The sequence below is a fragment of the Pseudomonas tehranensis genome, assembly GCF_014268615.1.
Lineage (GTDB): Bacteria > Pseudomonadota > Gammaproteobacteria > Pseudomonadales > Pseudomonadaceae > Aquipseudomonas > Aquipseudomonas tehranensis.
Genome location: NZ_JABWQV010000166.1, coordinates 1 through 10,930, shown reverse-complemented (window position 1 = coordinate 10,930; position 10,930 = coordinate 1). Strand labels below are relative to the sequence as shown.

Annotated in this window: 9 protein-coding genes; 4 read left to right on the top strand and 5 right to left on the bottom strand. The window is 61.7% G+C overall.

Going from position 1 to position 10,930, the window contains the following annotated elements; genetic code table 11:
* Together HU811_RS27490 and HU811_RS19690 are read left to right on the top strand one after the other, a co-directional pair.
* A partial coding sequence (locus HU811_RS27490; RefSeq protein WP_225248465.1) for a hypothetical protein occupies positions 1-183 on the top strand: 183 nt, incomplete at its 5' end.
* Between the two features lie 51 nt (positions 184-234).
* The gene (locus HU811_RS19690) at positions 235-429 is read left to right on the top strand and encodes a hypothetical protein (RefSeq protein WP_186657600.1); all 195 of its coding nucleotides are present in this window, start codon (positions 235-237) and stop codon (positions 427-429) included.
* Between the two features lie 159 nt (positions 430-588).
* Here the strand turns inward: HU811_RS19690 and HU811_RS19685 are convergent, their stop codons facing one another.
* The 5 genes from HU811_RS19685 to cysM form a co-directional block, all read right to left on the bottom strand.
* Positions 589-1,128, bottom strand: coding sequence for a DUF2058 domain-containing protein (locus tag HU811_RS19685; RefSeq protein ID WP_186657599.1), 540 nt, complete (start codon positions 1,126-1,128; stop codon positions 589-591).
* Between the two features lie 26 nt (positions 1,129-1,154).
* Positions 1,155-1,988: a nucleoside triphosphate pyrophosphohydrolase gene (gene mazG / locus HU811_RS19680; RefSeq protein WP_186657598.1), complete on the bottom strand. Its 834-nt coding sequence runs from the start codon at positions 1,986-1,988 to the stop codon at positions 1,155-1,157.
* A 128-nt stretch (positions 1,989-2,116) separates the two neighbouring features.
* On the bottom strand, positions 2,117-4,363 hold the full coding sequence (relA, locus tag HU811_RS19675; protein ID WP_047228731.1) for a GTP diphosphokinase: 2,247 nt from the start codon (positions 4,361-4,363) through the stop codon (positions 2,117-2,119).
* A gap of 100 nt (positions 4,364-4,463) precedes the next feature.
* Entirely contained in the window at positions 4,464-5,834 is a 1,371-nt protein-coding gene (gene rlmD / locus HU811_RS19670) for a 23S rRNA (uracil(1939)-C(5))-methyltransferase RlmD (protein ID WP_186657597.1), read from the bottom strand.
* Positions 5,834-6,736 (bottom strand): cysteine synthase CysM, encoded by a 903-nt coding sequence (gene cysM / locus HU811_RS19665; protein WP_092402736.1) that lies wholly within the window; start codon positions 6,734-6,736, stop codon positions 5,834-5,836. The genes rlmD and cysM overlap by 1 nt, the downstream gene beginning before the upstream one ends.
* Positions 6,737-7,054: 318 nt before the next feature.
* Between cysM and HU811_RS19660 the strand changes: the two genes are divergently transcribed.
* Positions 7,055-9,805 (top strand): response regulator, encoded by a 2,751-nt coding sequence (locus HU811_RS19660; RefSeq protein WP_092402734.1) that lies wholly within the window; start codon positions 7,055-7,057, stop codon positions 9,803-9,805.
* A gap of 89 nt (positions 9,806-9,894) precedes the next feature.
* Entirely contained in the window at positions 9,895-10,884 is a 990-nt protein-coding gene (locus HU811_RS19655; RefSeq protein WP_092457217.1) for a 2-hydroxyacid dehydrogenase, read from the top strand.
* The last annotated feature ends 46 nt before the right edge of the window (positions 10,885-10,930 follow it).

Genomic DNA, 10,930 nt, shown 5'->3' with positions numbered 1-10,930 from the left:
TTCGCGAGCAAGCCCGCTCCCACAGGGGGGCTGCGTTCATTCCTGCAGCATGAAACCTTCTTCATGAAACCCACCCCTGCGACCAAGCGCCGCACAGCCCTTGGTCTGCAGAATCATTGCGTTTTTCATGAAATTTTCTTAACAGACCCAGGCATTTACTTAGCCGGCTACCCAAATCTATAACAAAGTCCTGCACACGCCTTGCTGCAGATAACAGAGATTGGAGCTTGCAAGATGACTGTGAAAGTAAATGAACGCGACGATGCCCACATGTCCCACGAAGCCATTGCTGCTGGGATCCGGATCTGGGATGTGCATCAACAGGACCTGTTGGTGGGGATGTTCCACTCCGAGACGGATGCCAATAGCTATAAGGCCGAGCTGGAATGCCAGGAAAGGCAGCGCTCGGGTGAGGCGGCGGGATCGTAAGAACACCACAGCCCCTGTGGGAGCCGAGCTTGCTCGCGATGGCGGTATATCAGCCAGGTAATGTACTGACTGACACGCCGCCATCGCGAGCAAGCTCGGCTCCCACACAAGCTCGGCTCCCACAGGTTTTATGTTTAGCTCACTGGCATTGCACCGGGCTTACCACATCAAATCATCAGGAATCTGATACGCGGCATACGGATCATCAGCGTCCACTTCTTCGGTCTGGGTATTGAGCTGCACGATGCGCTTGGGATCGCGCTCCTGGATTTTCAGGGCCGCTTCGCGCGGGATCACTTCGTAGCCGCCGGCATGATGGACGATCGCCAGCGAGCCGCTGCTCAACTTGTTGCGCATCAGCGTGTTGACCGAGATGCGCTTGACCTTCTTGTCGTCAACAAAGTTGTAATAGTCCTCAGTGGTCAGCTTCGGCAAACGCGAGACTTCGATCAATTGCTTGACCTGCGCGGCCCGGGCTTTCTGCTCGGCTTTTTCCTGCTGCTGACGGTTGAGTTCCTGATCGCGCTTGACCTTCTCGGCCATCGCCTCCTGGGCGGCACGCTGCTGGGAGTCATCCAGTTCGATCTGACCCTTATGGGCCAGGCGCTGCTGTTTCTGTTTCTCTTTGCCGACCTGCTTGGCCTGCTTTTGGTTGACCAGCCCTGCTTTGAGCAACTGGTCGCGAAGGGAAAGGCTCATGGTGCTTACTCACTTAGGCAACAGCCTCAGCCACAGCTGGGCAAATTCTTTTCCTGACGTTTGGCTTCGCCCCATAAGGCGTCCAACTCTTCGAGAGTGCAATCTTCCATGGGACGGTGGGTGTCGCGCAATGCCTGTTCGATAAATCGGAAACGTCGCTCGAATTTCCCATTGGCGTCACGCAGGGCGGTCTCCGGGTCGATTTTCAGGTGCCGGGCCAGGTTCACTACGCTGAACAGCAGGTCGCCGATCTCATCGCTGATGGCCACCGAATCGTTGTCAGCCATCGCTTCGAGGACTTCGTCCAACTCCTCCCGGACCTTGTCGAGCACCGGCAACGGGTCCGGCCAGTCGAAACCGACCTGCCCCGCACGCTTTTGCAGCTTCGCCGCACGGGACAGCGCCGGCAGCGCCACCGGTACATCGTCGAGCAGCGACAACTGCTCGGGCGCGGCGGCCTTCTCGGCCCGTTCCTCGGCCTTGATCTCTTCCCAGCGTTGCTTGACCTGCTCTTCGCTCAATCGCGGCAAGTCCATCGGCGCATACAGATCACCGGTAGGGAACACATGGGGGTGTCGACGAATCAGCTTACGGGTGATGCTGTCGACCACTCCGGCGAATTCGAAGCGGTTTTCCTCCCGCGCCAGCTGGCTGTAATACACCACCTGAAACAACAGGTCACCCAGTTCACCCTGCAAGTGATCGAAGTCGCCGCGCTCGATGGCATCGGCCACTTCATAGGCTTCTTCCAGGGTATGGGGAACGATGGTTTCGTAGGTTTGCTTGATGTCCCACGGGCAGCCGTACTGCGGGTCGCGCAGACGGTTCATCAGATGCAGCAGGTCTTCGAGGCTATGCATTAAATCGTCTCATCACACAAAACCCTGTGGGAGCGGGCTTGCTCGCGAAAGCGGTATATCAGACAACATTGATGTCGACTGACACATCGTCTTCGCGAGCAAGCCCGCTCCCACAATTAGTTATGGGATCACCCCGGCGTACGGTTACGCCGGGTCTCGATGATGTTCGGCAGTTGGGAAATCCGCCCCAGCAACCGCCCCAGCGCATCCAGCCCCGGAATCTCGATGGTCAGGGACATCAGCGCCGTGTTGTCTTCCTTGTTCGAACGGGTGTTGACCGCCAACACGTTGATCCGCTCGTTCAGCAACACCTGGGACACGTCACGCAGCAGGCCGGAACGGTCGTAGGCGCGAATGATGATGTCCACCGGGTAGGTGAGCACCGGCACCGGGCCCCAACTGACCTGGATGATCCGCTCCGGCTCACGGCCGGCCAGTTGCAGCACCGAAGCACAGTCCTGGCGGTGAATGCTCACCCCACGGCCCTGGGTGATGTAGCCGACGATCGCATCCCCAGGCAACGGCTGGCAGCAGCCGGCCATCTGGGTCATCAGGTTGCCCACGCCTTGGATCTGGATGTCGCCGCGCTTGCCGGGCTTGTAGCCGGTGGCCTTGCGCGGGATCAGTTCCAACTGCTCGTTGCCGCGCTCCGGCTCCACCAGTTGCTGAGCCAGGTTGACCAGTTGCGCCAGGCGCAAGTCGCCGGCACCGAGAGCGGCGAACATGTCTTCGGCGGTTTTCATGTTGGCCTTTTCGGCCAGCTTGTCGAAATCCACCTGCGGCAGACCCAGGCGACTGAGTTCGCGCTCGAGCAGGGTCTTGCCGGCGGCGACGTTCTGGTCGCGGGCCTGCAACTTGAACCAGTGAACGATTTTCGCCCGCGCTCGCGATGTGGTGATGTAGCCCAGGTTCGGGTTCAGCCAGTCACGGCTCGGCGTACCGTGTTTACTGGTGATGATCTCGACCTGCTCACCGGTTTGCAGGCTGTAGTTGAGCGGCACAATCCGCCCGTTGATCTTGGCGCCACGGCAGTTGTGGCCGATCTCGGTGTGGACCCGATAGGCAAAGTCCAGCGGCGTGGCGCCCTTGGGCAGGTCGATGGCATGGCCGTCGGGGGTGAATATATAGACCCGATCCGGTTCGATATCGACCCGCAGTTGTTCGGCCAGACCGCCGATGTCACCGAGTTCTTCATGCCACTCGAGCACCTGACGCAGCCAGGAGATTTTCTCTTCGTAGTGGTTGGAGCCCGACTTGACGTCGGTGCCCTTGTATTTCCAATGGGCGCAAACCCCAAGCTCGGCTTCCTCGTGCATGGCGTGGGTGCGAATCTGCACTTCCAGCACCTTGCCCTCCGGGCCGATCACCGCCGTGTGCAGCGAGCGATAGCCGTTTTCCTTCGGGTTGGCGATGTAGTCGTCGAACTCCTTGGGAATGTGCCGCCACAAGGTGTGCACGATACCCAGCGCGGTGTAGCAGTCGCGCATTTCCGGGACCAGTACGCGAACAGCGCGGACGTCGTAGATCTGGCTGAACTCCAGGCCTTTGCGCTGCATTTTGCGCCAGATCGAATAGATGTGCTTGGCCCGGCCGCTGATGTCGGCCTCCACGCCGGTGGCCTGCAATTCTTCCCGCAACTGGGTCATCACATCCGTGATGAAACGCTCGCGATCCAGGCGCCGCTCATGCAACAACTTGGCGATCTGCTTGTACTGGTCGGGCTCCAAGTAGCGGAAGGACAGGTCCTCCAGCTCCCACTTGATATGGCCGATGCCAAGGCGATGGGCCAGTGGCGCGTAGATATCGAACACTTCCCGGGCGACGCGGTTGCGCTTTTCGTCGTCGGCGGACTTCACCGCGCGGATCGCGCAGGTTCGTTCGGCCAGTTTGATCAGGGCGACGCGCACGTCGTCGACCATGGCCACCAGCATCTTGCGCAGGTTCTCCACCTGGCCTTGGGTGCCCAGGACCATGGACTGGCGCGGACTGAGACTGGCACTGATCGCCGCCATGCGCAGCACGCCGTCAATCAGCTTGGCGACCACCGTGCCGAAGCGCTGGCTGACCACCGGCAATTGGATCTGCCCTTCGCGCACACCACGGTAAAGCACCGCAGCCACCAGGGAATCCTGGTCGAGCTTGAGGTCGGCAAGGATTTCGGCGATCTCAAGGCCCGTCTGAAAACTCGAGGTGCCTTCGGACCAGAGGTTCTTCGCCGCGTTGTGCTGCTGTTCCGCTTCACGCGCGAACTCACAGGCTTCTTTCAAGGCTTCGCGATCCAGTGCCGTGTCGATACTGACCGCGTGATCGAGCCAAGCCTCGAGATTGATACTGCCGTCGGTGTTGATCGGCTGGTGTGCTCTCACCTGTACCATCTTTACATACCTTCCCTATGACGCAGATTCAATGCGTCAATAACGCTGACCTTCGTTGCCCGTGCCCCCGCCCAGGGCTGTGGTGGTTGGCACGAACGGGTCAGTCGGACAAGCCATCCTGGCTCGCTTCAAATAACGCCATGGCCTCGACATGTGCCGTCTGAGGAAACATATCGAGAATCCCGGCACGTTTTAACCGGTAGCCCTGCTTGATCAATTCGACCGTGTCCCGGGCCAAAGTTGCCGGGTTGCACGATACATATACCAACCGCCTGGCGCCCAGGGATGCCAGTTTGCGCACCACCTCGAAAGCACCGTCGCGGGGTGGGTCCAAGAGTACCGCAGAAAAGCCTTCGCCGACCCACTCGGCACCCGACAACGGCTGGGATAAATCGGCCTGAAAAAAGGCAGTGTTATTCAAATTGTTGCTGACGGCATTGGCTGCCGCGCGGTCAACCATGGCCTGTACACCTTCCACCGCCACCACTTGGCGCACAACCTTGGCCAGGGGTAAGGCAAAGTTGCCCAGACCGCAGAACAAGTCCAGCACCCGCTCCTCGGGTTTGGGCGCCAGCCAATCCAGTGCCTGGGCCACCATCGCCGCGTTGACCCCGGCGTTAACCTGAATGAAATCACCCGGCCGGTAAGCCAGCTCCAGGTCCCAGGCGTCAAGGCGATAACCCAGCGTCTGTCCCGGTTCGACCGGTTGCGGCTCGCCCTCACCCTGCAGCCACAACTGGGCTTGGTGGGCGGCGCAGAAATCCTTGAGAACCGTCAGGTCAGGTGCCGACAGTGGCGACATGTGCCGCAGCAACACCGCCAGGGACGAGCCGGCGAACAATTCCACATGGCCCAGCGCCTGGGGTTTACTCAAACGACGGAGCATCTGCGGCAAGCCGCTCATGATCGGTTGCAAGGGCTGTACCAGCACCGGGCAATCGCCGATGGCAACGATGTCCTGGCTGCCCACGGCACGGAATCCGACGTCGAGCTTTTTCGCCTTTTGGTCCCAGCGCACCGCCACGCGGGCGCGACGCCGGTAACCCAGTTCCGGCCCGCTCAATGGCGCAGCCCATTCATCCGGCTGCACGTCGGCGACCCGCGACAACTGCTCGGCGAGCATGCGCTGTTTCAGGGCGAGCTGTTCGTTGTGGGGCAAATGCTGGACGCTGCAACCGCCGCAGCGACCGGCATGGACGCACGGCGCCGCACGGCGCAGTTCACTGGACAGAAACACTCGCTCTGTGCGGGCCTCGACCACTTTGCCATGGGCCCCCAGCACCCGCGCCTCGACCTCTTCGCCGGCCAGGGCGCCGATCACGAACCAGGTGCGCCCGTCCACAAAGGCAATGCCGCGCCCATCGTTGGCCAAGCGTTCGATGGTCAAGCGCTGCTTCTTTCCGGCAGGCACCTGCGGGGCCCGGCTTCCGCCGCTGGGCTGGAAGCGCAGACCTCTTTCTTGCTTGGCCATCAGTTGGGCGCGTCGAAAATGCCGGTCGACAGGTAGCGGTCGCCTCGGTCGCAAATGATCGCGACAATGACCGCGTTTTCGACTTCCTGGGACAAGCGCAGCATGCCCGCCACGGCACCGCCCGAAGACACGCCGCAAAAGATGCCTTCTTCACGGGCCAGACGACGGGTGATGTCCTCCGCCTCGCTCTGGGCCATGTCGATAATGCGGTCCACGCGGTCGGCCTGGTAGATCTTCGGCAGATATTCCTCGGGCCAGCGACGGATACCGGGGATGGCCGCGCCTTCCATCGGTTGCAGGCCGATGATCTGCACGTTCGGGTTCTGTTCTTTCAAATAGCGCGAGGTGCCCATGATGGTGCCGGTGGTGCCCATCGAGCTGACGAAATGGGTGATGGTGCCATCGGTCTGGCGCCAGATCTCGGGGCCGGTGGTGGTGTAGTGGGCTTCGGGATTGTCGCCATTGGCGAACTGGTCGAGCACCTTGCCGCGACCCTCGGCTTGCATGCGCTCGGCCAGGTCCCGGGCGCCTTCCATGCCTTCGTCTTTGCTCACCAGGATCAATTCGGCGCCATAGGCGGTCATCGCGGCCTTGCGCTCGGCACTGGAGTTGTCCGGCATGATCAGGATCATCTTGTAGCCCTTGATCGCCGCCGCCATGGCCAGGGCAATACCGGTGTTCCCGGAAGTCGCCTCGATCAGCGTATCGCCGGGCCGAATCTGCCCGCGCAATTCGCCACGGGTGAGCATCGACAGCGCCGGCCGGTCCTTGACCGAACCCGCCGGGTTATTCCCTTCGAGCTTGAGCAAAAGCGTGTTGCTGGTCACGCCGGGCAGGCGCTGCAAACGAACCAGCGGAGTGTTGCCGACGCAATCGGCGATAGTGGGGTACTGCACGGTCATGGCGTATTCGCAATCCGGACTGCGGGGGCGCCTATCATACCGGCAAACCCGTCGCGGCCATATCACGCAAAGTGTGGTGGTTATGGCTTATGGGAATAAGCAACGAAATGGGGCGGCAAGCTGCAGTTCAGCAATCATGCGCATTTAGGGCGAATTGAATGAATTGAAGGTATCGCCGAGGCACGGCAACCGGCGAGACCGATGCACGACGACATGAATTTTACGAAGATTGCCCGCCCGCAAGTCGCTACACTGCGCAGGTATTGCGTGCCGGATGCGCGCAAAGCTCAAACAGACCGCTGGATGCAGGAGAAAAGTGTGCTCAAGAAACTGGGAATCAAAGGCCGCGTGCTGTTGCTGACCCTGTTGCCGACCAGCCTGATGGCACTGGTCCTGGGCGGCTACTTCACCTGGATGCAGCAATCGGACCTGCACGCCCAGTTGTTGCAACGTGGCGAAATGATCGCCGAACAACTGGCGCCGCTGGTCGCCCCAGCCATGAGCCACCAGGACACCGATCTGCTGGAGCGGATCGCCACCCAGTCCCTCGAGCAAGCGGACGTGCGCGCCGTGACCTTCCTGGCCCCCGATCGCACATCGCTGGCCCACGCCGGCCCGACCATGCTCAACCGCGCCCCGGAGGGCAACAGTGCCCAATTACTGCAACGCACCGGCAACGATGCCACGCGTTACCTGCTGCCAGTATTCGGCAAGCACCGCAACCTGGCCGGCGAGCTGATTCCCGAAGAAGCCGATCGGCTGCTGGGTTGGGTCGAACTGGAGTTGTCCCACAGTGGCATGTTACTGCGCGGCTATCGCAGCCTGTTCGCCAGCCTGCTGTTGATCAGCGCCGGCCTGTGCCTGACCGCACTGCTGGCGTTGCGCATGGGTCGCACGATCAACCGCCCCCTGAGCCAGATCAAGCAAGCCGTGGCGCAACTCAAGGATGGTCACCTGGAAACCCGTCTGCCACCACTGGGCAGCCAGGAACTGGATGAGCTGGCGTCAGGCATCAATCGCATGGCCAGCACCTTGCAGAACGCCCAGGAAGAGTTGCAGCACAGCATCGACCAGGCCACTGAAGACGTGCGCCAGAATCTGGAAACCATCGAGATCCAGAACATCGAACTGGACCTGGCCCGCAAGGAAGCCCTGGAAGCGAGCCGGATCAAATCCGAATTCCTGGCGAACATGAGCCACGAAATCCGTACGCCGCTCAACGGCATCCTCGGTTTCACCCATCTGCTGCAGAAAAGCGAACTGACCCCGCGCCAGCTCGACTACCTGGGCACCATTGAAAAATCCGCCGACAGCCTGCTGGGCATCATCAACGAGATCCTCGACTTCTCGAAGATCGAGGCCGGCAAACTGGTGCTCGACAACATTCCGTTCAACCTGCGGGACTTGTTGCAGGACACTTTGACCATCCTCGCCCCCGCCGCCCACGCCAAGCAACTGGAGCTGGTGAGCCTGGTCTACAGGGACACGCCCCTGTCGCTGGTGGGCGATCCGCTGCGCCTCAAGCAGATCCTGACCAACCTGGTGAGCAATGCCATCAAGTTCACCCGCGAAGGCACCATCATCGCCCGTGCCATGATGGAAGACGAACACGAAGACAGCGTGCAACTGCGCATCAGCATTCAGGACACCGGTATCGGCCTGTCGAACCAGGACGTGCGGGCCCTGTTCCAGGCGTTCAGCCAGGCCGACAACTCCTTGTCCCGGCAACCGGGCGGCACCGGTCTGGGCCTGGTGATTTCCAAGCGCCTGGTGGAGCAGATGGGTGGCGAAATCGGCGTGGACAGCACGCCGGGCGAAGGCTCGGAGTTCTGGATCAGCCTGCGCCTGCCCAAGACCCGTGACGACGCCGAAGATTTGCCTGGCCCGCCGTTACTGGGTCGGCGCGTAGCGGTGCTGGAAAACCATGAACTGGCCCGTCAGGCCCTGCAACACCAGCTCGAGGACTGCGGTCTGGTAGTGACACCGTTCAACACCCTGGAAAACCTGACCAACGGTGTGACCGTCGCCCACCAGACCGACCAGGCGATCGACCTGGCCGTGCTGGGCATCACCAGCAACGACATGCCGCCGGAACGCCTCAGCCAGCACATCTGGGATCTTGAGCATCTGGGCTGCAAGGTACTCGTGCTGTGTCCCACCACTGAACAGACGCTTTACCACCTCTCCGTGCCCAACCCCCACAGCCAATTGCAGGCCAAGCCGGCCTGCACCCGCAAGCTGCGCCGCTCGCTTTCCGACCTGGTCAACCCGCGCCCACCTCGCAACGAGCCCAACGAGCCGGTGGGCAGCCGCGCGCCCAAAGTACTTTGCGTGGACGACAACCCGGCCAACCTGCTGCTGGTGCAAACGTTGCTCGAAGACATGGGCGCCAAGGTGCTGGCGGTGGAAAGCGGTTATGCGGCGGTCAAGGCGGTGCAAAAGGAAACCTTCGACCTGGTGCTGATGGACGTTCAGATGCCTGGTATGGACGGCCGCCAGAGCACCGAGGCGATTCGCCAATGGGAAAGCGAGCGTCATTGTACGCCGCTGCCGATCGTCGCCCTCACCGCCCACGCCATGGCCAACGAAAAACGCGCCCTGCTGCAAAGCGGCATGGATGACTACCTGACCAAGCCCATCAGCGAACGGCAACTGGCCCAGGTGGTGCTTAAGTGGACCGGCCTGGCCCTGCGCAACCAGGCGCCGGACCGCAGCACCGACGCTCAGGGCGGCAGCGACCTGTTGGTGCTCGATCACGAAGAAGGCCTGCGCCTGGCCGCCGGCAAGGCCGATCTGGCGGCGGACATGCTGGCAATGCTGCTGGCTTCGCTGGAAGCCGACCGCGAAGCGATTCGCCAGGCCAACGAGGCCAATGATCACAACGCCCTGATCGAACGGGTCCACCGCCTGCATGGCGCCACTCGTTACTGTGGCGTGCCGCAATTGCGCGCCGCCTGCCAGCGCAGCGAGACCCTGCTCAAACAACAGGACCCCAAGGCCGAGGCCGCTCTGCAGGAACTGGAGCGTGCCATCGACCGCCTGGCCAACGAGGCACGCATCAGCGCCTGATCCAGGGCAACAGCCTAAAACCCAGGATCAAGGAAAATCCAGGCTCCTACCCCGACCGTACGGGTTTATTTTTATGCCAGGAGGCCGCCATGCGCGTGATTCTTTTCAGCAGCCAAACCTACGACCGCGACAGTTTCAGTAAAGCCCCGGCACCCGCGGGCCTTGAACTGCAGTTTCAGCCAGCACGCCTGAACCTCGACACCGTGGCCCTGGCCGAACGACATGAAGTGGTGTGCGCCTTCATCAACGACGACCTGAGCGCCCCGGTGCTGGAACGGCTGGCACAGGGTGGCACGCGGCTGATCGCCCTGCGCTCGGCCGGCTATAACCATGTGGACCTGGCCGCTGCCAAACGGCTGGGGTTGAGCATCGTCCGGGTGCCGGCGTATTCGCCCCATGCCGTGGCCGAACACGCCGTGGCGCTGATCATGGCCCTCAATCGCTGCCTGCACCGCGCCTACAACCGCACCCGGGACGGCAATTTCAGCCTCCATGGGCTGACCGGTTTCGATCTGGTGGGCAAGACAGTCGGCGTGATCGGCACCGGGCAGATCGGCGCGACGTTCGCGCGGATCATGGCCGGCTTCGGCTGCCAGTTGCTGGCCTATGACCCGTATCCCAACCCACAGGTCGAAGCCTTGGGGGCGCGCTATTTGCCCCTGGCCGACCTGCTGGCACAAGCGCAGATCATCAGCCTGCATTGCCCGCTCAACGAGCAGAGCCGACATTTGATCAACGCCGATTCATTGGCTGCCATGCAACGAGGCGCGATGCTGATCAACACCGGACGCGGCGGTCTGGTGGATACACCTGCCTTGATCGAGGCATTGAAAAGCGGTCAGTTGGGCTATTTGGGGCTGGATGTCTATGAGGAAGAAGCACAACTGTTCTTCGAGGACCGCTCCGACCTGCCCTTGCAGGATGATGTGCTGGCTCGGCTGCTGACCTTCCCCAACGTGGTGGTCACCGCGCATCAGGCCTTCCTGACCCATGAAGCCTTGGCCGCCATCGCCGCGACGACCCTGGACAACATCGGCGCCTGGGCCGCCGGCACCCCACAGAACCTGGTGGACAGCTGAGCACTCGGCCCATACCCCCCTTGTGGGAGCGAGCCTGCTCGCGATA

What these genes read in the sequence shown, in the direction of transcription:
- HU811_RS19690 (WP_186657600.1), top strand. Translation starts at nt 235, where the DNA reads ATGACTGTGAAAGTAAATGAACGCGACGATGCCCACATGTCCCACGAA.
- HU811_RS19685 (WP_186657599.1), bottom strand. Translation starts at nt 1,128, where the DNA reads ATGAGCCTTTCCCTTCGCGACCAGTTGCTCAAAGCAGGGCTGGTCAAC.
- mazG (WP_186657598.1), bottom strand. Translation starts at nt 1,988, where the DNA reads ATGCATAGCCTCGAAGACCTGCTGCATCTGATGAACCGTCTGCGCGAC.
- relA (WP_047228731.1), bottom strand. Translation starts at nt 4,363, where the DNA reads ATGGTACAGGTGAGAGCACACCAGCCGATCAACACCGACGGCAGTATC.
- rlmD (WP_186657597.1), bottom strand. Translation starts at nt 5,834, where the DNA reads ATGGCCAAGCAAGAAAGAGGTCTGCGCTTCCAGCCCAGCGGCGGAAGC.
- cysM (WP_092402736.1), bottom strand. Translation starts at nt 6,736, where the DNA reads ATGACCGTGCAGTACCCCACTATCGCCGATTGCGTCGGCAACACTCCG.
- HU811_RS19655 (WP_092457217.1), top strand. Translation starts at nt 9,895, where the DNA reads ATGCGCGTGATTCTTTTCAGCAGCCAAACCTACGACCGCGACAGTTTC.